At 73.3% G+C, this 20,591-nt stretch carries 21 protein-coding genes; 11 read left to right on the top strand and 10 right to left on the bottom strand.

Annotation, left to right across the window (positions count from 1 at the left end):
• Positions 1-432: EamA family transporter (locus OZN99_RS08605; protein ID WP_270934795.1), on the bottom strand; the 432-nt coding region annotated here is incomplete at its 3' end.
• Positions 433-507: 75 nt separating this feature from the next.
• On the opposite strand from OZN99_RS08605, the gene OZN99_RS08600 reads away from it, so the two are divergent.
• The 4 genes from OZN99_RS08600 (at position 508) to OZN99_RS08585 (ending at position 4,394) form a co-directional block, all read left to right on the top strand.
• A complete protein-coding gene (locus OZN99_RS08600) occupies positions 508-1,233 on the top strand; it encodes a M48 family metallopeptidase (protein ID WP_270934794.1) in 726 nt (241 codons plus the stop codon).
• A 22-nt stretch (positions 1,234-1,255) separates the two neighbouring features.
• Positions 1,256-1,654 (top strand): hypothetical protein, encoded by a 399-nt coding sequence (locus OZN99_RS08595; protein WP_270934793.1) that lies wholly within the window; start codon positions 1,256-1,258, stop codon positions 1,652-1,654.
• 99 nt (positions 1,655-1,753) lie between these two features.
• Positions 1,754-2,206, top strand: a complete 453-nt coding sequence (locus OZN99_RS08590; protein WP_270934792.1) for a (2Fe-2S)-binding protein — start codon at positions 1,754-1,756, stop codon at positions 2,204-2,206.
• A 16-nt stretch (positions 2,207-2,222) separates the two neighbouring features.
• Positions 2,223-4,394 carry a xanthine dehydrogenase family protein molybdopterin-binding subunit gene (locus OZN99_RS08585; RefSeq protein ID WP_270934791.1) on the top strand — a complete coding sequence of 724 codons (2,172 nt, stop codon included), beginning with the start codon at positions 2,223-2,225 and terminating at the stop codon, positions 4,392-4,394.
• A gap of 15 nt (positions 4,395-4,409) precedes the next feature.
• Here OZN99_RS08585 and OZN99_RS08580 read toward each other — a convergent pair whose 3' ends face one another.
• Positions 4,410-5,288: a tyrosine recombinase gene (locus tag OZN99_RS08580; RefSeq protein WP_270934790.1), complete on the bottom strand. Its 879-nt coding sequence runs from the start codon at positions 5,286-5,288 to the stop codon at positions 4,410-4,412.
• Between the two features lie 31 nt (positions 5,289-5,319).
• Positions 5,320-5,469 (bottom strand): hypothetical protein, encoded by a 150-nt coding sequence (locus OZN99_RS08575; RefSeq protein ID WP_270934789.1) that lies wholly within the window; start codon positions 5,467-5,469, stop codon positions 5,320-5,322.
• A gap of 31 nt (positions 5,470-5,500) precedes the next feature.
• Here OZN99_RS08575 and aroB point away from each other — a divergent pair, with 31 nt between their 5' ends.
• On the top strand, positions 5,501-7,243 hold the full coding sequence (gene aroB, locus OZN99_RS08570) for a 3-dehydroquinate synthase (RefSeq protein ID WP_270934788.1): 1,743 nt from the start codon (positions 5,501-5,503) through the stop codon (positions 7,241-7,243).
• A 123-nt stretch (positions 7,244-7,366) separates the two neighbouring features.
• A complete protein-coding gene (locus OZN99_RS08565) occupies positions 7,367-7,942 on the top strand; it encodes a DUF2889 domain-containing protein (RefSeq protein WP_270934787.1) in 576 nt (191 codons plus the stop codon).
• Positions 7,943-7,949: 7 nt separating this feature from the next.
• Here OZN99_RS08565 and OZN99_RS08560 read toward each other — a convergent pair whose 3' ends face one another.
• Positions 7,950-8,222 carry a BolA family protein gene (locus OZN99_RS08560; RefSeq protein WP_270934786.1) on the bottom strand — a complete coding sequence of 91 codons (273 nt, stop codon included), beginning with the start codon at positions 8,220-8,222 and terminating at the stop codon, positions 7,950-7,952.
• Positions 8,223-8,329: 107 nt separating this feature from the next.
• Here OZN99_RS08560 and OZN99_RS08555 point away from each other — a divergent pair, with 107 nt between their 5' ends.
• From OZN99_RS08555 to OZN99_RS08540, 4 genes are all read left to right on the top strand, one after another.
• The gene (locus tag OZN99_RS08555) at positions 8,330-8,947 is read left to right on the top strand and encodes a J domain-containing protein (RefSeq protein ID WP_270934785.1); all 618 of its coding nucleotides are present in this window, start codon (positions 8,330-8,332) and stop codon (positions 8,945-8,947) included.
• Positions 8,948-9,020: 73 nt separating this feature from the next.
• Positions 9,021-10,028 carry a cobaltochelatase subunit CobS gene (gene cobS / locus OZN99_RS08550; protein WP_270934784.1) on the top strand — a complete coding sequence of 336 codons (1,008 nt, stop codon included), beginning with the start codon at positions 9,021-9,023 and terminating at the stop codon, positions 10,026-10,028.
• A 79-nt stretch (positions 10,029-10,107) separates the two neighbouring features.
• The gene (gene cobT / locus OZN99_RS08545; protein WP_270934783.1) at positions 10,108-11,979 is read left to right on the top strand and encodes a cobaltochelatase subunit CobT; all 1,872 of its coding nucleotides are present in this window, start codon (positions 10,108-10,110) and stop codon (positions 11,977-11,979) included.
• Positions 11,980-12,196: 217 nt separating this feature from the next.
• A complete protein-coding gene (locus tag OZN99_RS08540) occupies positions 12,197-13,114 on the top strand; it encodes an esterase-like activity of phytase family protein (protein ID WP_270934782.1) in 918 nt (305 codons plus the stop codon).
• On the opposite strand, the gene OZN99_RS08535 is transcribed toward OZN99_RS08540, so the two are convergent.
• The 6 genes from OZN99_RS08535 to OZN99_RS08510 form a co-directional block, all read right to left on the bottom strand.
• Positions 13,104-13,937 carry an alpha/beta fold hydrolase gene (locus tag OZN99_RS08535; protein WP_270934781.1) on the bottom strand — a complete coding sequence of 278 codons (834 nt, stop codon included), beginning with the start codon at positions 13,935-13,937 and terminating at the stop codon, positions 13,104-13,106. The genes OZN99_RS08540 and OZN99_RS08535 overlap by 11 nt on opposite strands.
• A gap of 126 nt (positions 13,938-14,063) precedes the next feature.
• A complete protein-coding gene (locus tag OZN99_RS08530; RefSeq protein WP_270934780.1) occupies positions 14,064-14,837 on the bottom strand; it encodes a sensor histidine kinase in 774 nt (257 codons plus the stop codon).
• A 146-nt stretch (positions 14,838-14,983) separates the two neighbouring features.
• The gene (rpmB, locus tag OZN99_RS08525) at positions 14,984-15,280 is read right to left on the bottom strand and encodes a 50S ribosomal protein L28 (RefSeq protein WP_270934779.1); all 297 of its coding nucleotides are present in this window, start codon (positions 15,278-15,280) and stop codon (positions 14,984-14,986) included.
• 123 nt (positions 15,281-15,403) lie between these two features.
• Positions 15,404-15,670 carry a hypothetical protein gene (locus tag OZN99_RS08520; protein WP_270934778.1) on the bottom strand — a complete coding sequence of 89 codons (267 nt, stop codon included), beginning with the start codon at positions 15,668-15,670 and terminating at the stop codon, positions 15,404-15,406.
• A gap of 68 nt (positions 15,671-15,738) precedes the next feature.
• Positions 15,739-18,123, bottom strand: a complete 2,385-nt coding sequence (locus tag OZN99_RS08515) for a molybdopterin-containing oxidoreductase family protein (RefSeq protein WP_270934777.1) — start codon at positions 18,121-18,123, stop codon at positions 15,739-15,741.
• A gap of 189 nt (positions 18,124-18,312) precedes the next feature.
• On the bottom strand, positions 18,313-20,079 hold the full coding sequence (locus OZN99_RS08510; RefSeq protein WP_270934796.1) for an ABCB family ABC transporter ATP-binding protein/permease: 1,767 nt from the start codon (positions 20,077-20,079) through the stop codon (positions 18,313-18,315).
• A gap of 198 nt (positions 20,080-20,277) precedes the next feature.
• Here OZN99_RS08510 and OZN99_RS08505 point away from each other — a divergent pair.
• Positions 20,278-20,591: DUF4743 domain-containing protein (locus tag OZN99_RS08505; RefSeq protein WP_270934776.1), on the top strand; the 314-nt coding region annotated here is incomplete at its 3' end.

The following is a 20,591-nucleotide window of genomic DNA, read 5'->3' as shown; positions in this document are numbered from 1 at the left end:
CGCGCCCGGCGCCATGGCCAGCGCCACGCCGGCCATGCCGAGCGCCGCGCCCGCCACGCGTCGCGGCGTCGCGCGCTCGATGCGTGCCAGCGCGAAGAAGGCCACGCTGAGCAGGCCCGACAGCGGCGCGAGCAGCGCGAACAGCCCCGCCGGCGCGCGCTGCAATCCGGTGAAGGCGAAGAAATGCGCCAGCGCAAGCCCCACCACGCCGCCCGCGACGTATTGCGCGACATGCGGCCGGTCGTAAGGCGGCGCCTGGCCGCGCGCGACAGCGACCGCCATCAGCACCGCCGCTGCGACGACGGCCGCCAGCACGGCGACGCCCAGCGGGCGCATGCCCTCCGCCATCGCGATCTTCGCCAGCGCCGGGTTCAGCGACCAGAACGCGCCGACGACGAGCAGCGCGAGAAGATTGACGACCAGCGGGGGCATGGCGCCATGCGCACCCGTGCGGCAAGTCGTGTCAAGCCGTTGCAACCTGGGTGCGCTCCGCGCCATCTTGCCCGCATGACGCTGCCGGAGTCGGAGATCGTGAAGCTCGCGCCGCCCCGCGGCGCCCTCGCACCGGCGGCGGAGATTCCCGTCCGCTGGTCTCCCTCCACCCGCGCGCGGCGCGTCTCGCTCCGCGTCTGCCCGCGGGCGGGCGCCGTCGTCGTCACCTTGCCGCCGCGCAGCGGGCGCCGCGCCGGCCTGGCGCTGATCCGGGAGCACGAGGCCTGGATCCGGGAACGGCTCGCCGCGCTGTCGCCGGTGGTGGAGTTCGCGTCGGGCGCAGAGTTGCTGCTCGGCGGCGCGACGCATGTGATCCGGCACGAGCCGCGTGCCCGGGGCGGTGCCTTCCTGGACGGCGCGGCCATCGTGGTGACCGGCGCGCGCGAGTTCCTCCGCCGCCGCGTCACGGATTTCCTGCGCGCCGAGGCCAGGCGCCGCATCGGGCTGCTCGCCGTGCCGCATGCCGCTGCGCTGGGGGTGAAGCCGCGCGCCATTCGCGTGAAGGACACGCGCAGCCGCTGGGGGTCCTGCGCGCCGGACGGCACGCTCGCCTTCTCCTGGCGGCTGGTCATGGCGCCGGAATGGGTCACCGACTACGTCGTGGCGCATGAGGTCGCGCATCTGCGCGAGCTGAACCACTCGGCGCGCTTCTGGTCGCTGGTGGAGGGCCTGACGCCGCACCGCGACGCCGCCGTGGAGTGGCTGCGGGCGGAGGGCCCGGCGCTCTTGCGCGTGGGCTGACGCGGCGCCATCTCGCGCAGCCATGGCCGACCGTTCCGCATCATTCCCGACCGAGCTGGGCTCGCGCGCCCTGCGCGGCGTGGTGCGCGGCTTCCTCGCGGCCGCCGTGCTCGCGGTGGCCGGCAGCCTGTGGCTCAGCATCGCGACCGCCGACTGGATGTGGTTCGCGCGCTCCGGCGCCATCCTCACGGCCCTCGGCCTGGTGCTGGCCAGCCGGAAGATCCTGATCGCGCGCGCCGACCTGGTCGCGCTGCTGGCCGACATGGAGCGCAGCGACGGCGCAGAGCGCACCGCGCGCCTGGAGAGCTTCAAGCGCCTGCAGCGCGACCTCGACCGCCAGGTCATGGAGAAGGCGGGCTTCGGCCTGCTGATCGTCGGCACCCTGATCTGGGGCTATGGCGACCTGCTCGGCCGGCTCTGACGCGCCGCCGAAGGGGCTTGCGTCCATCGTCACGCTTCGCCAAGTGATGGCCGCGCGGTAACCCGGGGTCCACCCGGGACCGGGGAGGAGCGGACGTCGATGATCGAGGTGACCGTCAACGGGCAGGCGCATCGGCTCGATGCCGATCCCGACATGCCGCTGCTCTGGGCGCTGCGCGACCTGGTCGGGCTGACGGGCACGAAATACGGTTGCGGCATCGCGCAATGCGGCGCCTGCACCGTGCATGTCGATGGCGTGCCCACGCGCTCCTGCCAGACGCGGCTCGGGGACCTGGCCGGCAGGCGGGTGACCACGATCGAGGGGCTGCACCCGGAAGGGCGGCATCCCGTGCAGGTCGCCTGGGTGGAGCACCAGGTGCCGCAATGCGGCTTCTGCCAGTCCGGCCAGATCATGACCGCCGCCGCGCTGCTGTCCGAGACGCGCCGCCCGACCGATGCCGACATCGACGCCGCCATGGCCGGCCATATCTGCCGCTGCGGCACCTACCAGCGCATCCGCGCGGCGATCCACGACGCCGCGGCGAAGGCCTGAGGGGGAGGGCGGGACGATGGACGGACTCATGGAACGCCGCACGATCCTGAAGGCCGCGGCCGCCGCGTTGGTGGTGCCGGTGGCGCCCGCGCTGGCGCAGCCGGCGCCGCCGCGCGTCATCACCGAGGCCGCGGCGAACAGCCCGAATGGCGGGCCGGGCCAGGTCACCGCTTTCCTGCGCATCGGCACGGACGGCAAGGTCACCTTCGCCTCCCCGGTGACGGAGATGGGGCAGGGCACGCACACCTCCCACGCCATGATCGTCGCCGACGAGCTGGATTGCGCGCTCTCCGCCGTGGAGGTGATCGCCGGCCAGCCCGAGCCCGCGCTGCGCCTGCAGCCGGTGAACGAGATGTATTCGGGCGCGAGCTTCGGCATCCGCTTCTGGCACGACCGCATCCGCCGCGCCTGCGCCCAGGCACGCATGGTGCTGGTGGAGGCCGCGGCGCAGCGCCTCGGCGTGCCGGCCGACCAGCTGGCGACGGCGGAAGGCCGCGTGACGCACGCCGCCTCCGGCCGTGCGCTCTCCTATGGCGAGCTGGCGGAGGCCGCCGCCCGCCTGCCGCTGCCGGAGCAGCCGCGCATCAAGCCGGCCGCGGAGCGCCGCATCACCGGCCGCAACGCGCCGCGCTTCGACATCCCGGCCAAGACCAATGGCAGCGCGGTCTATGGCCACGACATCCGCCTGCCCGGCATGGCCTTCGCCGTCGCACGGCTCTCCCCGGTGTTTGGCGCCGAGCTCGACGGCTTCGACCGCGCCTCCGTCGCCGGCATCCGCGGCATCGTGGACGTCGTGCCGCTGAAGAACGGCGTCGCCGTGGTGGCGGAGAACACCTGGGCGGCGATGGAAGGCGCGAAGCGCATCGCCGTCCGCTTCAAGCCGACGCCCGAGCAGAACCTCGACAGCGCCGAGCTCTCCCGCCGCCTGCGCGCCGGCCTGGAGGCGCCGGATGCCTTCCGCGGCAAGAACGACGGCGACATCGAGGCGACACTGCGCGGCGCCGCCCGCGTGGTGGAGGCGACCTACGAGGCGCCCTACCTCGCCCACGCCCCGATGGAGACGGAGAACGCCACCGTCAGGATCCAGGGCGATCGCGTCGAGGTCTGGTCCTCCACCCAGCACCAGGACTGGTGCGTGCGCGATGCGGCGCGCGCCGCCGGCGTGCCGCCCGCCAATGTCCGCATCCACACGCCGATGACCGGCGGCGGCTTCGGCCGGCGCCTGCACACGGAGGTCGTGGAGCAGGCGACCCTCGTGGCCAAGGCGGTGAACCGCCCGGTGCGCCTGATCTGGACGCGGGAGGACGAGTTCGCCCAGTCCTACTGGCGCCCCGCCTTCGCGGCGAAGATGCAGGCGGCGCTGGACGCGCAGGGCCGCGTCATCGGCTTCAACATTCGCGCCGCCGGCCAGTCCGTGATGGGCGACTACCGCCCCGCCCTCTTCGCCGGCCCGCTGCGCGGCAACGACCCCTTCTCGCTGCAGTCGGTCTCCGACACGCGCTACCGCTTCGGCGCCTTCCGCGCCGAGTGGAAGCGGGTGGAGGCCGCGCCCAAGGTCTGGCTGTGGCGCTCTGTCGGCTCCTCGCAGTTCGGCTTCTTCATCGAGAGCTTCCTGGACGAGGTCGCGCAGGCCGCCGGCAAGGACCCTCTGGCGCTGCGGCGGGAGCTTCTGGCGCATGACGCCCGCGCGCTGCGCGTGCTGAACACCGCCGCCGAGCAGGGCGGCTGGGGCACGCCGCTCGCGGCCGGCCGCCATCGGGGCATCGCCTACATGGAATGCTACGGCAGCCTCTGCGCCCAGGTCGCGGAGATCTCCGTCGCGAACAACCAGGTCCGCGTGCACCGCGTGACCGTGGCGATCGACAGCGGCGACGTGGTGAACCCGGACACCGTCGCGGCGCAGATGCAGGGCGGCGTGGTCTGGGGCCTCTCGGCCATGGCGGGGGAGAAGGTGACGCTGAAGGGCGGCGCCGCGGAGCAGCGCAACTTCGACGCCTACCCGATCCTGCGCATCGGCTCCGCCCCCGCGCAGGTGGACGTGCACATCATCCGCAGCGGCGAGGCGCTGGGCGGCATCGGCGAGCCTGGCGTGCCGCCGCTGGCGCCGGCGGTGTGCAACGCCATCTTCGCCGCCACCGGCCGCCGCCTGCGCAGCCTGCCGCTGAGCGACCACGGGCTGAGCGTGTGACCCGCTGGAGGGGCATCACCCCGCCAGCGGGTGGTGTTCCTCCACCAGTCTGCGCAGCTTCTCGTCCAGCACCTTGGTGTAGATCTGCGTGGTCGCGATGTCGGCGTGGCCCAGCAGGATCTGCAGGCTGCGCAGGTCGGCGCCGCGGCCCAGCAGGTGGGTCGCGAAGCTGTGGCGCAGGACATGCGGGCTGATCCGCCCGGGATCCAGCCCGGCGGCGATCGCCGCATCCTTCAGCGCGAGCCCCACCGCCTGGCGCGTGATGTGCCCGCCCGCGGCGCGGGAGGGGAACAGCCAGCGGGACGGTTTCTTCAACTCGCCCCGCGCGGCCAGCGCCGCCTCCCGCGCGCGGGCAGAGATCGGCACCAGGCGTTCCTTCGCGCCCTTGCCCAGCACTGCGACGAGCGGCGCATCCGCGCGCAGCGCCCCGGCATGCAGCGCGCAGAGCTCGCTGACCCGCAAGCCGCTGGAATAGAGCAGCTCCACCAGCGCGACGGCCAGGGGTCCGCGCCGACCCTCCAGGCTGGCCGCACCGGCGATCAGCGCCTCCACCTCGGCCTCGGACAGCGCCTTGGGCAGGCTTGCCGGCAGGCGGGGGCTTTCGGCGAGTTCGGTCGGGTCGTCCGCCCGCACGCCCTCCCGCGCCAGGAAGCGGAAGAACTGCCGCAGCGCGGAAAGCCGCCGCGCCGCCGTCCGCGCCGACAACCCAGCCATCGCGAGGCCGCGCAGGTAGGACTGCACCAGCTCCGGCCCTGCCTCGGCCGGGCCGAGGCCCCGCGCACGCGCATGCGCGCCGAAATCGGCCAGGTCGGCGGCATAGGCGGCCACCGTGTTGCGCGCCGCGCCGCGCTCGGCGGCCAGCATCTCCAGGAAGGCCTCGACGTGGCGGTCCATGGGGCAGTCCAGCCGGGGCCGCGCGGCCCGCTCAGTTCCGCGGCGCGAAGCGCTCCGCCGGGATCGCCCGCTCGGTCGCCTGCGGCGTGACCGAGGGCGGGAAGGCCCCGATCGCCAGCAGCCCGAGCAGCAGCACCCCCACCACGATCGCGACCAGCAGCAGCACGGGGTTGCGGAACATCGGCGGGGCGGATCCTCGGCAGGCCGGCGCTGTGCTAGCCTTCGCCATCGTGTCACGCAACACCGCCCTGGCCGCCGAGGAGCCGCCGCCCAACGAGACCGAGGCCCTGGCCGCGACCGCCGCAGAGCATCTGCCGGCGCCGGCCCGGGCCGTCGTGCTGGTCGGCATGCCGGGGGCGGGGAAATCCTCGATCGGCCGCCGCCTGGCCGCGCGGCTCGGGCTGCCCTTCCTGGATGCCGATGCCGAGATCGAGGCCGCCGCCGGCCTGCCCATCACCGAGATCTTCGCTCGCTACGGGGAGCCGCATTTCCGCGACGGCGAGCGCCGCGTGATCGCCCGTCTGCTGGCTGGCCCGCCGGTGGTGCTGGCGACCGGCGGCGGCGCCTTCGCCGATGCGCGCACCCGCGCCACCGTCCGCCGCTCCGGCGCGCTCTCCGTCTGGCTGCGCGTCCCTATGGCCACGCTGCTGCGCCGCGTCGCCGGGCGCGAACACCGCCCGATGTTCCTCAACGCCGATCCGCGCGAGGTGCTGGAGCGCCTGGCCGCGGCGCGCCACCCGCTCTTCGCCGAGGCCGACGTCATCGTGGACTGCTCCGACGAACCCCCCGAGGTCACCACCCGCCGCGTGATCGAGGCGATGGCCGCCCACCAGGAACCGCAGCGCCTCACCGTCGGCCTGGGCGAGCGCGCCTACGACATCGTGGTGGGGGAGGGGCTGCTGGCGCGCGCCGGGGCGACGCTCGCGCCCGTGCTGCCCTCGCGCCGCGTCGCCGTGGTCAGCGATGCGGAGGTGGCGCGGCTGCACCTGCCCGCGCTGCGCGCCGGCCTGCAGGACGCCGGCTTTGCCATCGTCACGGAGCACGTGGTCCCGCCCGGCGAGGCGACCAAGTGCTTCGCCGCCGCGCAGGGCGCGCTGGAGGATATGCTCGGCGCCGGCGCCGACCGGCGCACCACGGTGATCGCGCTCGGCGGCGGCGTGGTGGGCGACCTGGCGGGCTTCGTCGCCGCCATCGCCCTGCGGGGCCTGCCCTTCGTGCAGGTGCCGACGACGCTGCTGGCGCAGGTTGACAGCTCGGTCGGCGGCAAGACGGGGATCAACCTCTCGCTGGGCAAGAACCTGGTGGGCGCCTTCCACCAGCCGCGGATGGTTCTGGCCGACATGGCCACCCTGGCCACCCTGCCGCCGCGCGAGCTGCGCGCCGGCTGGGCGGAGGTGGCCAAGCACGGCTTGATCGGCGGCGAGGCGCTGTGGGCCTGGTGCGAGGAGGCCGGGCCGCGCGCGGTGGCCGGCGATGCCGCGGCGCTGGCGCATGCCGTGGCCGAATCCTGCCGCCTCAAGGCCGCAGTGGTCGCGGCGGACGAGCGCGAGGAGAGCGAGGAGGGCGGCCGCGCCCTGCTCAACCTGGGCCACACCTTCGGCCACGCGCTGGAGGCCGAATGCGGCTATGGCGGCGCCCTGCTGCATGGGGAGGCGGTGGCGGTCGGGCTGGGCCTGGCGGCGTCGCTGTCCTCCCGCCTCGGCCATTGCGCGCAGGAATGGCCGGGGCGCGTCATCGCGCATCTGCAATCGGTCGGGCTGCCGGCGCGGATCGGCGACCTCGACCGACCCTTCTCCGCGGCCCGCTTGGTCGCGCGGATGCGCAAGGACAAGAAGGCGCGGGAGGGCGCGATGCGCTTCGTGCTGTTCCGCGGCCCGGGCGCCTGCTTCACCGCCGGCGACGTGCCGCCCGATCAGGTGGAGCGTCTGCTGCTGGACGAGGGCTGCGCGCCCTGAGGCGCCCCGATGACCGCAGGGCCGTCAGGCCCGGAGGTCTGGATCGGGTCGCCCGACATAATGGCTGCGGCCTGCGGGCGGCACGGGTGGCAGGCGCCGCCGCCCGCATGCTAGCCCTGGCTGATGCCGCTCTCCCCGCCCGTCGAACGCCAGCACCTCCACACCCGCGCCATCGACCTGCGCGGCTACCAGCGCGCCGATGGCCTCTACGACATCGAGGCGCATCTGGTGGACACCAAGTCCTACGCCTTCGAGAACCAGGACCGCGGCATGATCCAGCCGGGCGAGGCGCTGCACGGCATGTGGGTGCGGATGACGGTGGGCGAGGACATGGTGATCCGGGCCTGCGAGGCCGTCTCCGACTTCACGCCCTACACGATCTGCCCGCAGGCCGCGCCGAACTTCGCGTCGCTGGCCGGCGTCACCATCGGCCCCGGCTTCACCCGCGCCGTGAAGGAGCGCGTGGGCGGCGTGCTGGGCTGCACCCATCTGCGGGAGGTGCTGGCCCAGATGGCGACCGTGGCCTTCCAGACCATCGGCCCGATGCGCTGGCGCAAGGCCCGTGAAGCGCGGGAGGCCGCGATTGCCCGCGGCGAGACCCCGCCACCGGCGAGGCGCGCCGTCCCGATCGGCTCCTGCTACGCCTATGCGCCCGACAGCGAGGTGGTGCGGCGGCTGGAGGACCAGGCGGAGGAGTAGGCGGCCCCTACGCCTCGTCCGGCGTCCGGAGCGTCAGTGCCAGGGCGTGCAGCCCGGTGCCGAACTCGCCGGCCAGGGCCTCGTGCACGGCGCGCGACCGCGCCACGCGGTTCATGCCCGCGAAAGCCGGGGAGACCACGCGCACGCTGTAATGCGTCTCTCCGCCGGGCGCCGCGCCGGCATGGCCGGCATGGCGGTGGCTGTCGTCCACCACCTCCACCCTGGCCGGCGCGAAGGCGGCCTGCAATGTCTCGGCGATGCGGTCCGCGCGGCGGGTCATGCCACGTATCTGGCTGTTCCTGCGCGCAAATCCAGGGTGGCGCGGCGCATGGCGGCGTCGCACGCGCTCGCCTTGCGCACCCTGGGACCCGCGCCCATAACTGCCCGATGCCACGCCGGAGCGAGCGCATCCAACTGGGGATCCCCGAGCAGCCGGAGGCGCCGCCGCGCGCCTGCGAGCAGCCGGGCTGCCCGAATGCCGGCGAGTTCCGCGCACCCCGCGACCGCATGCACCTGAACCAGTACCGCTGGTTCTGCCTGGACCACGTGCGCGAGTACAACCGCGCCTGGGACTACTACAAGGGCATGGGCCCGGCCGAGATCGAGCACGAGCTGCGCTCCGATTCCGGCTGGCAGCGGCCCACCTGGCCGCTCGGCCGGCTCGGAGGCTTCAATCCCTTCGAGAGCGAATACCTCCGCGATCCCCTCGGCGTGCTGCGCGACACCCCGCTGCACAAGGCACGCCGGGACAAGGCGCCGCGCCGGGACGAGCCCCCGGCCGAACTGCGCGCCGCGCTGGACGTTCTCGGGCTGGCCTGGCCGCTGGACGCCGCGGCGCTCCGGGCCCGCTACAAGGAACTCGCCAAGCGCTACCACCCCGACGCCAATGGCGGCGACCGCCAGGCGGAGGAGCGGCTGAAGGACATCAACCGCGCCTACAGCCTGCTTCGCCGCCGCCTGCAGCCCCGCCCCGCGGAGGCCGCAGCCGCCGCGCCGGCGGGTTAGCCGGACGCGACGGGTAGCCCTTCCGGGCCGCCCGCCCTAGATTGCCCCCCTCTTGCCACAGCCGGACCTCGTCATGACCAAGGTCGCACTCGCCGAGAACAGGACCACCGCCGCGATCGACATGCCCGATACGCAGGTGGCGGTGCGCGACGTCTTCGGGATCGACAGCGACCTCGTCGTGCCGGGCTACTCGGTCCGCACCGAGCATGTGCCGGAGCCCGACCAGGCGTACCGCTTCGACCGCGACACCACGCTCGCCATCCTGGCCGGCTTCGCCTTCAACCGGCGCGTCATGGTCCAGGGCTACCACGGCACCGGCAAGTCCACCCACATCGAGCAGGTGGCGGCGCGCCTCAACTGGCCCTGCATCCGCATCAACCTCGACAGCCACATCAGCCGCATCGACCTGATCGGCAAGGACGCGATCGTCCTGAAGGACGGCAAGCAGGTGACGGAGTTCCGCGAGGGCATCCTGCCCTGGGCGCTGCAGCACCCCTGCGCGCTGGTCTTCGACGAATACGACGCCGGCCGCCCGGACGTGATGTTCGTGATCCAGCGCGTGCTGGAGGTCGAGGGCAAGCTGACGCTGCTGGACCAGAACAAGGTGATCCGCCCGCACCCGATGTTCCGGCTGTTCGCCACCGCCAACACGGTGGGCCTTGGCGACACGACGGGCCTCTATCACGGCACCCAGCAGATCAACCAGGGCCAGATGGACCGCTGGAACATCGTGGCCACGCTGAACTACCTGCCGCATGCGCAGGAGACCGAGATCGTCATGGCGAAGCTCGGCCTGGATGCGAAGGACGCCAAGGTGAAGCGCCAGGTGGAGGCGATGGTCGCGCTGGCCGACCTGACGCGGGCCGGCTTCATCGCCGGCGACATCAGCACGGTGATGAGCCCCCGCACGGTGATCACCTGGGCCGAGAACGCGAAGATCTTCGGCGATGTCGGCTTCGCCTTCCGCCTGACCTTCCTCAACAAGTGCGACGAGGCGGAGCGCAGCACGGTGGCCGAGTACTACCAGCGCTGCTTCAACGAGGAACTGCCGACCGGCCTGATGCTGCGCAAGGCGGGCTGACGGCACTTCTCCCTCCCCTGCACGGGGAGGGTCGGGGTGGGGGCCGGCGTCACCTCCACGGCGTCGAACCGGGGCCAGCATGTCCAACTCCTCCAAGGACCAGACCCGCCAGGAAGAGTTCAAGCGCGCCACCGCCGGCGTGCTGCGCGCCATCGCGCAGGTGCCGGAGGTGCAGGTCGCCTACCAGCCCGGCCCCTCCGGCCTGTCCGGCAAGCGCGCCCGCCTGCCGCTGCCCACCCGCGCCCTGCCGCCGGCCGAGATGGCGAAGCTGCGCGGCGCCGCCGACGCCATCGCCCTCAAGCTCCGCCACCACGACGAAGGCGTGCACGCCGCCCGCCTGCCGGCCCGCCGCGAGGCGCGCGAGGTCTATGACGCGCTGGAGGATGTGCGCGTGGAGGTGATCGGCAGCCAGCACATGTCGGGCGTCGCCGCCAACCTGCGCGCGCGCCTGGCCGACCAGTGCGAGGCCGAGGGCTACGACCGCATGACCCGCAAGGACCAGCTGCCGCTGCACGCGGCGCTCGGCCTGCTGGCGCGCGAGAAGCTCTCCGGCGAGAAGGCGCCGCCGGCCGCGCAGCGCGTGCTCGACCTCTGGCGCGACAGCCTGGGCGACAAGGCGGATGAGGCGCTGGCCGAGATGGCCGGCAAGGCGGACGACCAGGACGCCTATGCCCGCGCCGCGCGCAAGCTGCTGGCCGCGCTCGACCTGGCCGAGGCCGAGGTGGAGACCGAGTCCGAGCAGGACGAGGAGGAAGGCGAGGGCGGCGAGACCAGCCCGCAGCAGGACCAGTCCGGCGAGGGCGAGGCTCAGGCGCAGGACACGGAGAGCATGCTCGGCGCCCAGCCCGAGAGCATGCAGGGCGACGCCGCCGAGGACGAGACCGAGGAAGGCGAGGAGGAGGGGGCCGCGGCCGATGGCGACGACCGTCCCGGCGGCCCGACGCAGCGGCGCGAGGTGCCGCAGGTGGACGACCCCTCCGCCTATCGTGCCTTCACCAAGAATTTCGACGAGGTGGTGGAGGCCGAGGACCTCTGCGACGCGGACGAGCTGAGCCGGCTGCGCCAGCAGCTCGACCAGCAACTGTCGCACCTGCAGGGCGTCGTCTCCAAGCTGGCGAACCGGCTGCAGCGCCGGCTGCTGGCGCAGCAGCAGCGCGCCTGGGAATTCGACCTGGAGGAAGGGCTGCTCGACGTCGCGCGGTTGGCGCGCGTGGTCGTCAACCCGATGCAGTCGCTGTCCTACAAGCGCGAGCGCGAGGCGGATTTCCGCGACACCGTCGTCACCCTGCTGATCGACAACTCGGGCTCGATGCGCGGGCGTCCGATCACGGTCGCGGCGATGTGCTCCGACATCCTCGCCCGCACGCTGGAGCGCTGCGGGGTGAAGGTGGAGATCCTGGGCTTCACCACGCGTGCCTGGAAGGGCGGCCAGTCGCGCGAGCGCTGGGTGCAGGAAGGCAAGCCGCGCAACCCCGGCCGGCTGAACGACCTGCGCCACGTCGTCTACAAGGGCGCCGATGCGCCCTGGCGGCGCGCGCGCAAGAACCTCGGCCTGATGCTGCGCGAGGGCCTGCTGAAGGAGAACATCGACGGCGAGGCGCTGGACTGGGCGTATCGCCGCCTGCTGGCCCGCACCGAGCATCGCCGCATCCTGATGGTGATCAGCGACGGCGCGCCGGTCGATGACAGCACGCTGTCGGTGAACCCCGGCAACTACCTCGAGCGTCACCTGCGCAAGGTGATCCACGAGATCGAGGGCCGCGAGCTGGTGGAGCTCATCGCCATCGGCATCGGCCACGACGTCACCCGCTACTACCGCCGTGCCGTCACCATCGTGGATGCCGAGGAACTCGGCGGCACCATGATGAAGAAGCTCGCCGAGCTGTTCGACGAGGATGCGGCGCTGGCCTGGCAGCGCGCCGCCGCCGAGCGCGCCCCGGCGATCGTGTGATGAACCGCGGCCCGCTGCCACGCTTCGTGCAACCGCCCGCCTACGGCGGAACGCAGCGCGCCGCCGCCGAGCGCGCCCCGGCGATCGTGTGATGCACCCCGCTAAGCCCTCTCCCCCCTGCGGGGGGAGAGGGTTGGGTGAGGAGGGGACCGCCAGGACCGACCTTGCGGGGCCAACGCCGACGCGCCGGGCCCTTCTTGCCGCTCTGGCAGTTGTGTTGCCCGCCTGTGCCGTCGCCCAGCCGCAGCCCGATCTGCTCGCCTGGCCCTTCGCGCTGCCCGAACTGCCCGGCAACACCGCGATCCGCCCGCTCGGCGGCATCGAGATCGACCGCGTGGCGCTTGGCTTCGGCGGGATCTCCGGGGTGCACATCGCGCCCGACCTGACCGTCACCGTGGTCAGCGACCTCAGCCACTGGGCGGAGTTCGCGCTTTCCCTCGATGCCGCGGCGCGCCCGCTGCGCCTGACGCTCCGCCGCACCGGGCGCCTGCGCGACGGCGGTGGCCGCATCCTTCCGCGCGGCTATGCCGGCGACGCCGAGGCGCTGGCGCGGCTGCCGGATGGCGACTGGCTCGTCACCTTCGAGCGCTGGCACCGCATCCGCCGCTACCGCGACATCGGCGGCCCTGGCGCCTATGTCGAGCCGCCGCCCGGCCTGGAGCGTGCGCCCGCCAATGCCGGCCTGGAATCGCTCGCCGTCCTGGCCGACGGGCGGTGGTTCGCCATCGCCGAGGACCTTGCCCTGCCCGAGGCACCGGGCCTCACCGCGGCCTGGCTGGGCGGGCCCGGCGCGTGGTTGCCTGTGGCATGGCGCCCCGCCCCGGGTTTCTTCCCGGTGGATGCCGCGCCGCTGCCGGATGGCGGCGCGCTGGTGCTGGAGCGCAGCTTCTCCTGGCTGGCCGGCTTCTCCGGCCGGCTGACCCGCATCGGCGTCGCGGCGCTGGCGGCGGCGCGGCCCGGCACCGTGCTGGAAGGGGAGGAGCTGTTGCGCATCGCATCGCCCCTGCCCGTGGACAACTACGAAGGCGTCACCACCGTGCTGCACCAGGGCCGGCAACTCGTCGCGCTGGTGTCCGACGACAACGAGAACCGTCTGCAGCGCAGCCTGCTGCTGCTGTTCGAGCTCACGCGCTGAGCGTGTCCGCCAGGCGCTCCTCGCTGAGCGCGGTGGCGAAGGCGCCGAGGTCGGCGGCGAAGCGCGCCGGCTCCTCCCAGTGCAGCGCGTGGCCCGCGCCGCGATAGGTCAGCCGCAGCGCGCCGGGGATCCCGCGGGCCAGCGCCGCCTGTGCGTCATGCGCCAGCGTGTCGCGGTCGCCGCAGAGCAGCAGCGTCGGCGCCCGCACGCGCCCCAGCCGCGCCGTCTCGTCGGCGCCGAGCACGGCCTCGCGGAAGACCGCATGCCAGGTCCTGGCCGGCAGCTTCAGGCTCTCCGCCACCATGGCGTCGATGAAGGCCGGCGGCACCGGCTGCGCCACCGTGCTGGCCTGGAAGGCGCGCACGAAGCGCCGATCCACCGGATCGACGGTCGCGAAGACCTCCTCGGAGAGCGCGGCGACCTCCGGATGGTCGGCCCAGCGCGCCCGTGCGCCGGCCAGCACCAGCCCGAGCGTGCGGTCCGGGTGGTCGATGGCGAAGCGCAGCGCGACGGAGCCGCCCATGGAGTGCCCGACGATGACGGCGCGCCGGATGCTACGCGCATCGAGGAAGTCGGCGAGGTCCGCCGCCATCTCCTCCGTCCGGTAGCCGGCCGCGGGACGGTCCGACTCGCCGTGCCCGCGCTGCGACGGCGCGATGGCGTGCAGCAGGGGCGGCAGGTGCGGCAGGACGGGCGCGAAGGAACGCCAGGAATCGGTGGCCCCGTGGAGCATCACCACGGTCGTGCGCGTAGGCATGCCGGACTCGATATAGGCCAGCCTGGTGCCGTCGCGCAGCCTGACGGACTTCTCTGCCGGAAGCATCGCTCCATCCCTCCGCGCCCCGCCGCTGTCGGGCAGTGCGTGCGAAGGACGGTAGGGGCCGGATGTCTCGGCTTGGTTTCGCCGCCGGCGACGCGTGTTTCACGGCGGTGTCGCGTGGCCGGCCCGTCAGGCGGCTTCCAGCAGGCGGGTCCGGGGCAGGGTCAGCCAGGCCCGGGCACCGATGCCCGGGGCGCTTTCCAGCCGGATGTCGCCGCCATGCGCCGCGGCAAGCGAGCGAGCAAGACTCAGCCCGAGGTCGAGCCCCCGTGTCCCGCCGGGCGTCGCGGCGCCATCCTGCTGCAGGTCGTGCGCGGCCAGCCCGTCGCCCTCGTCCTCCACGACGATGGCCACCGTCTCGCTGGCCATCACCCAGCGCAGCGCGATCGAGTCGCCCTCCCGGGAATGGCTCGCCGCCCGGCGCAGCAGGGCGACCAGCGCGCCCTGCAGGGCGCGCTGGTCCGCCTGCACGGTCCGGGCCCGCAGGGCGGGGTCCACCTGCCAGTGGCGCATCCCCGGGCGGATCTGGGCGCCGACCTGGGCGATGGCCGCGTCCACGATGGGCGCCAGCCGGGCCGGCGCGTCCTGGATGGCGCGCACGGATTGGCCGCTGGCGACCTGGGCCAGGTCGTCTGCCAGGCGCAGCAGCTGCTGGGTCGGCCCCTCCGGGTTGCGCGTGCCGCTGCTGAGGCAGAGGCCGAGCCCCGCGGTGGCGCGCCGGCATCCCGCCATGGCGGCCGCGATCCCGCGCAGTTCCTGCTCGGCGAGCGCGATCGAGCGCCCGCGCGTTCCCGCCAGCTGCTCCGCCCGCTCCGCGCGGGCGCGCGCGTCCAGCAGGGCCAGCCGCCACCGAAGGGCTGCGAAGGCCGCCATCATGGCGAGGATGAGAATCGTCGTGGACATGGCGCTTACCTGCATCGCCGGAAGGGTGATGCAGGACCGGTTGATGAGCCGTTAATGCGCCGGAACGTGTGACAGACCGCAGAAAGTCGGCCCGGTATGCTGGAAACGAGGACCAGGCCGGCCCGGGGGCGGCACGGCCCTTGGCGTCAGGCCGCTTCCTTGCGGGCCTGCGCCTTCTCCAGCCGCCGCTTCAGCACGATCGCCTCGGCCGGCAGGCGGCGATCCGGAGTGCCGAGCAGGAAGGCGTCGAGCCCGCCATTGTGCTCCACCGTGCGGATGCCGTTAACCGACAGGCGCAGCCGCACCGGGGCGCCGAGGATGTCGGAGAAGAACGACGTCTCCTGCAGGTTGGGCAGGTAGCGCCGGCGGGTCTTGTTGTTGGCGTGGCTGACGTTGTTGCCGGTCAGCACGCCCTTGCCGGTCACTGCGCAGCGGCGGGCCATGTTGCACTATCCCGTTGAACGACCACGCCCCTGCGGCAGCCTGTTTCGGCCGGCCTGGGGCGGGCGGAGTGGTTCGGAGCGGGGCCGTATCGCGGAAACCGGCCGGCGCGTCAAGCGCGGGGCCTAGAGATTGGCCGGTCCGGCCGCCGAGGGGCCGCGCATTTCCGCCAGTTCGCCCGATTCCACCGAGGCCAGCGCGTTGCGCAGCACCTGCGCCACCCCGCGGTCGTCAAGCGAACGGGCCAGCATGCCCAGCGCCCCGCCGAGCAGCGCCGAGGCGACCGAGATCGGGGCGATATCCTGCCCCAGCATGTATTCGATTGCCTTGTCCACCACCGCGCCGGCGTGGCTGAGGTCTTCCGGGGCCACGCCCTGCGGGTCCAGCTGCATTCCAAGCCCTCCTGTGTCGGCGCGGAGATAGGAAGCTGCGTGCCCGACCGAAACCCCTTGCCCGTTCGTTACGCCGGCCGGGCCGGCAGCCGCCGCACCTCGCAGAGGTAGGATTTCAGCGGCTGCGTGCCGCTGACCGGGTCCACCAGATCACTCCCGATCAGCAGGTTGAGATTGGCGCCGGTCTCGGCGAAGGGATCGTAGCCCGGCGCCCCCACGGCCGCGCAGGCCTGCCACCACCCGTGCTGGCCGCAGGCGACGCGCGGGTGGAGGCTGGGATTCAGCGCGGCGCGCGCCCGCACCCGGCCGCGCGGCGTCGCGATCTCCACCCAGTCCCCGCCGGCGATGCCGCGCGCCGCCGCGGCCGACGGGTGCAGCTCCAGCTCCGGGTCGCGGGCGTTGCGGCGCAGGCTCGGCAGGTTGCGGTGCTGGCTCTCGCAGAACAGCGTGTGCTTCGCGCTGGTCAGCACCAGCGGGAAGTCGCCGGCCAGCTCGGGGCGGGAGGCCTGCCCCATCAGCGGCTCCTCGAAGCCGGGCAAAGGTGCCTGGCCATGTACCAGGAAGCCCTCGGCGTAGACCTCCACCTTGCAGGTCGGCGTCGCGAAGCCCTGGGCGTTGCCCGCGGCGTCCGGCTCCGCATGCTTCCGGTGACGCGTGCGCAGCGCCACGTCGATGCCGGCGGGCTCCGCGCGCAGCGCCTCCGGCGTCAGGCCGGAAGGGGCGAGCTGGTGGCGCAGCCCGGCCTCGATGTCGCCATCCCAGAAGCGATCGCCGAGGCCGAGGCGGCAGGCCAGGTCGAAGGCGATCCGCGTGTCCGACCGTGCTTCGCCGCGTGGCGGGACGACAGGCTGGCGCAGCTGCACGCGCGCCTGCGCGGCCTCGCTCACCTCGAAGCCCGGGCGCAGCGCCTCCGTCTCGAAGGGAGAGGCGGCGGGCAGCACGATGTCGGCCAGCTCCGCGCTCGGGTTCATGAAGAGATCGGCGTGCACCGCGAAGTCGAGCGCCGCCATCGCCGCCCGCCCGCGGCGCCCATCGGCGTGGGAGAGCAGCATGTTGCCGCCGAAGGACACCAGGCCGGCAATGCGATAGGGCGTGCCCTCGAGGACGCCGCGGTAGATCTCCTCGGTGGAGACGAGGTTCCAGCGCGAGGGGCCGAGCGGCCGCTCCGCCAGGCCGAGGGCCGGCTCGCGCGGCGCCGGGCCGGCAATGTCGGCCAGCTTCACGCCGGGCAGCAGCACGTTGCCGCCGGGCGCGTCGAAGCAGCCGGTCAGCGCGTAGAGCAGCGAGATGGCGCGCGCGGTCTGCGTGGTGTTGGTGTGCTGCTCGTGCCCGCTCCAGGCGTAGTAGGCGGTCGGCCGCGCCTGCCAGATCAGGCGCGCCGCGGCCTCGACCTGGTCGGCCGCGATCCAGCACGTCTCCGCCACGCGCCGCGGCGTCCATTCCGCGCAGAGCGCGGCGTAGCGCGCGAAGGCGCTGCGGCAGGGGACGCCGCGCGGGGCGGGGGCGGCATCCAGCGCGGGCGCCACGTCGCCCTGGTAGCGGCCGGTGCGTGGGTCGTAGGGCAGGGGCGCGTCGGCCGCGGCATCCCAGGCGACCAGCAGTGCGGGATCCGCACCCGGCGCGATCTCGGCCAGGCGCAGGAAACTGCCGGTGTCCTCGCGCACCAGCAGCGGGCCGTTCGACCAGTCGCGCAGGAAGTCGCGGTCGAACCAGCCGCGCGCGATCATCACGCCGGCGATGCCGAGCGCCAGCGCGCCGTCGCTGCCCGGCCGCACGCGCAGCCAGAGATCCGCCTTGTTGGCGAGGCCGACCTGGCGCGGATCCACCACGATCAGCTTCATGCCGCGCTTGAGCGCCGCGACGATGGCGGTCGCATGGGTCAGCCGCGACATGGAGGGGTTGTAGCCCCAGAGGATCAGGCACCCCGCGCGGTCGATGTCGGGCATCGCGCCGCCAGCCCCGCCGGTGCCGACGCTGCCCACGCCGTAGGTGTAGCGCGTGGCGAAGCCGCGGCCCCACCCGCAGATATCCACGTTGTTCATCATGTTGACGCCGCCGAAGGCGTGCATCAGCCGCGTGATCCAGCCGCCGGCATCGTTGGTGGCCGTGCAGGACCCGGAGGCGCGGCTGAACGCCACGGCCTGCGGGCCGTGCCGGTCGGCGATGGCGCGCAGCGCGGCGGCGGTGGCGTCGAGCGCCTCGTCCCAGGTGATGCGCTGCCAGCCGGGGTCGGGGTCGCCCTTCGGCCGCGTGCGCTTCATCGGGTGCAGCAGCCGGTCGGGGTGGTTCACCAGTTCCGGCGCGGCACGGCCCTTGGCGCAGAGCGCCTGGCCGGTGGGCTGCGAGGGGTCGGGCTCCAGCGCGACGAAGCGCCCGTCCTCCACCACGGCGATGCTGCCGCAGCGGGCGATGCAGAGCCCGCAATGGCCCGGCTTGCGTTCGACGACAGGCATGGCCGGCCCTCCCGCATGGGCGGGCAGCCTAGCCCACGATCGCCCTGAGTGGGCACACCGAAGGTGGGCACACCGAAGGTGGGCACGGCGAAGGGCGTGAATCGCCGGGCCAGAGAAGCGAGACCGGCGTAGCCCTGAACACAGTCAGGGCTACGCCGGTCGAGCGCAGGACGACGCGGGGCAGGTAGCTCAGGCCGGGGCCTTGGCGCGCGCCTCGAAGGCGGCCTCGGCGGCCTGCGCCGCGGCGGCGGCCTCGGCGGCCTCCACGGCCTCCGACTGGCGGCGCCACATCTCGGCGTAGAGGCCATCCGCGGCGATCAGCGCGCCATGGCTGCCGCGCTCCGCGATCCGGCCGTCCTGCAGCACGATGATCTCGTCGGCGTCCACCACGGTGGACAGGCGGTGCGCGATGACCAGCGTGGTGCGGCCGCGCGCTGCGTCCTTCAGCGCCGCCTGGATCTCCTGCTCGGTATGCGTGTCGAGCGCGCTGGTCGCCTCGTCCAGGATCAGGATGCGTGGGTCCTTCAGCAGCGTGCGCGCGATGGCCACGCGCTGCTTCTCGCCGCCCGAAAGCTTCAGGCCGCGCTCGCCCACGCGGGTGTCGTAGCCGTCGGGCAGCTTGAGCACGAAGTCGTGCACCTGGGCCAGCCGCGCGGCCTGCTCGATCTCCTCCTGCGTGGCGCCGGGGCGGCCATAGGCGATGTTGTAGCGGATGGTGTCGTTGAACAGCACGGTGTCCTGCGGCACCACGCCGATCGCGTTGCGCAGGCTGAGCTGCGTCACCGCGCGCACGTCCTGGCCGTCCACCCGCACTGCGCCGGCGCCCACGTCGTAGAAGCGGAACAGCAGGCGGGAGATGGTGGACTTGCCCGCGCCGGTCGGCCCGACGATCGCGAGCGTGCGGCCGGGCGGGACGGTGAAGGAGACACCCTTCAGGATCTCGCGGTCCGGGCGGTAGCCGAAGCGCACATCCTCGAAGCGCACCTCGCCCGCGCCGACATGCAGCGGGCGGGCGTCCGGGCGGTCGGCCACCTCCTGCTCCTCGCGCAGCAGGCGGAACATCGCCTCCATGTCGGTCAGGCCCTGCTTGATCTCGCGATAGGCGAAGCCGAGGAAGTTCAGCGGCTGGAACAGCTGCAGCAGGTAGGTGTTCACTAGCACGAAGTCGCCGACCGTCATCGCGCCGTCGGCCACGCGGAAGGCGGCCAGCAGCATCACCGCCGTCAGCCCGAGCGCGACGATGGCCTGCTGGCCGAAGTTCAGCCCGTTGAGCGACACCTCGGAGCGCACATAGGCGCGCTCGTAGCGTTCCATGCTGGCGTCGTAGCGCCGCGCCTCGTGCCGCTCGTTGCCGAAATACTTCACCGTCTCGAAGTTCAGCAGGCTGTCCACCGCCTTGGTGTTGGCCTCCTGATCGGTTTCGTTCATCTGCCGCCGGAAGCGCAGGCGCCATTCCGTGAACAGCAGCGTGAAGGCGATGTAGAGGCCGAGGCTCAGCAGGATCACCGCGGTGAAGGAGAAGTCGAACATCCCCCACAGGATCAGCGCGACGATCACGATCTCGAACAGCGCGGGGACGATGCGGAACAGCAGGAAGTCCAGCACGAAGGTCATGCCGCGCGTGCCGCGCTCGATGACCCGCGAAAGGCCGCCGGTCTGGCGATCGAGGTGGAAGCGCAGCGAGAGGCGGTGCAGGTGCTCGAACACCTCGAGCGCGATGCGCCGCATCGCCCGGCCCTGCACCTTCGAGAAGACGGCGTCGCTGGCCTCGCTGAAGGCCGAGCTGAGCAGCCGGATCGTGCCATAGGCGACGACCACCGCGACGGGCACCGCGGCCAGCGCCACCGTTCCTCCCTGCGGCGCCAGCGCATCCACCGCCCGGCCGAAGGCGATGGGCACCAGCACGTTCACGCCGCGAGAGAGCACCAGCAGCGCGAGGCTGACGACCACGCGCATCCGGAGCCCCGGCTCGCCGCTGGGCCAGAGATACGTCGCGAGGGTGGTCAGCGTGCGCAGGTGGTTGCGCTCGTCCTGGTGGCTGGGTGGCACGGAATGCTCCGGAAGGCGTCTGGCCTGCGAAAATGTGGTCGCCGGGCCGGCTAGGGAAGGCGAAGGCTGCTTCCCGGCCATGCGCGGGGCGCGTTACAGGGGCGCATGACGACGGATGACGGCCTCTTCGCCCGGCTGTGGCGGCATGTCGAGGCCTGCAACAACATCGCCTCCCCCGCGCATCTCATCGCCTTCCGCATCGGCGGGGCGCAGGTCGGCTGGCTGGGGGCGGAACTGGCCCGCGCGCTCGCCTTCTTCCCCGCCATGATCCATTTCGACGCCGCCGGCGCGGCGCTGGCCGGGCGGCTGCGCGGGGAGGGCGCGCGAACCGCGGCGCTGGAGCGCATCGCGACGTCGCTCGCCGGGCGCGGGCACTTCAGGCTGCGCGGGGAGCCCTTCGACGTGCGCGCGACGCCCGA

The sequence above is a fragment of the Falsiroseomonas oryzae genome (genome assembly GCF_027856955.1).
In the GTDB taxonomy this organism is placed as follows: Bacteria; Pseudomonadota; Alphaproteobacteria; order Acetobacterales; family Acetobacteraceae; genus Falsiroseomonas; species Falsiroseomonas oryzae.
The sequence above is the reverse complement of the archived record's forward strand: the minus strand, read 5'-3'. Positions and strand labels throughout refer to the sequence as shown.

What these genes read in the sequence shown, in the direction of transcription:
- cobT (WP_270934783.1), top strand. Translation starts at nt 10,108, where the DNA reads ATGTCCAACTCCTCCAAGGACCAGACCCGCCAGGAAGAGTTCAAGCGC.
- OZN99_RS08600 (WP_270934794.1), top strand. Translation starts at nt 508, where the DNA reads ATGACGCTGCCGGAGTCGGAGATCGTGAAGCTCGCGCCGCCCCGCGGC.
- OZN99_RS08585 (WP_270934791.1), top strand. Translation starts at nt 2,223, where the DNA reads ATGGACGGACTCATGGAACGCCGCACGATCCTGAAGGCCGCGGCCGCC.
- cobS (WP_270934784.1), top strand. Translation starts at nt 9,021, where the DNA reads ATGACCAAGGTCGCACTCGCCGAGAACAGGACCACCGCCGCGATCGAC.
- OZN99_RS08595 (WP_270934793.1), top strand. Translation starts at nt 1,256, where the DNA reads ATGGCCGACCGTTCCGCATCATTCCCGACCGAGCTGGGCTCGCGCGCC.
- OZN99_RS08565 (WP_270934787.1), top strand. Translation starts at nt 7,367, where the DNA reads ATGCCGCTCTCCCCGCCCGTCGAACGCCAGCACCTCCACACCCGCGCC.
- OZN99_RS08580 (WP_270934790.1), bottom strand. Translation starts at nt 5,288, where the DNA reads ATGGACCGCCACGTCGAGGCCTTCCTGGAGATGCTGGCCGCCGAGCGC.
- OZN99_RS08515 (WP_270934777.1), bottom strand. Translation starts at nt 18,123, where the DNA reads ATGCCTGTCGTCGAACGCAAGCCGGGCCATTGCGGGCTCTGCATCGCC.
- OZN99_RS08555 (WP_270934785.1), top strand. Translation starts at nt 8,330, where the DNA reads ATGCCACGCCGGAGCGAGCGCATCCAACTGGGGATCCCCGAGCAGCCG.
- OZN99_RS08530 (WP_270934780.1), bottom strand. Translation starts at nt 14,837, where the DNA reads ATGTCCACGACGATTCTCATCCTCGCCATGATGGCGGCCTTCGCAGCC.
- OZN99_RS08535 (WP_270934781.1), bottom strand. Translation starts at nt 13,937, where the DNA reads ATGCTTCCGGCAGAGAAGTCCGTCAGGCTGCGCGACGGCACCAGGCTG.
- OZN99_RS08590 (WP_270934792.1), top strand. Translation starts at nt 1,754, where the DNA reads ATGATCGAGGTGACCGTCAACGGGCAGGCGCATCGGCTCGATGCCGAT.
- OZN99_RS08560 (WP_270934786.1), bottom strand. Translation starts at nt 8,222, where the DNA reads ATGACCCGCCGCGCGGACCGCATCGCCGAGACATTGCAGGCCGCCTTC.
- OZN99_RS08575 (WP_270934789.1), bottom strand. Translation starts at nt 5,469, where the DNA reads ATGTTCCGCAACCCCGTGCTGCTGCTGGTCGCGATCGTGGTGGGGGTG.
- rpmB (WP_270934779.1), bottom strand. Translation starts at nt 15,280, where the DNA reads ATGGCCCGCCGCTGCGCAGTGACCGGCAAGGGCGTGCTGACCGGCAAC.
- OZN99_RS08510 (WP_270934796.1), bottom strand. Translation starts at nt 20,079, where the DNA reads ATGCGCGTGGTCGTCAGCCTCGCGCTGCTGGTGCTCTCTCGCGGCGTG.
- OZN99_RS08520 (WP_270934778.1), bottom strand. Translation starts at nt 15,670, where the DNA reads ATGCAGCTGGACCCGCAGGGCGTGGCCCCGGAAGACCTCAGCCACGCC.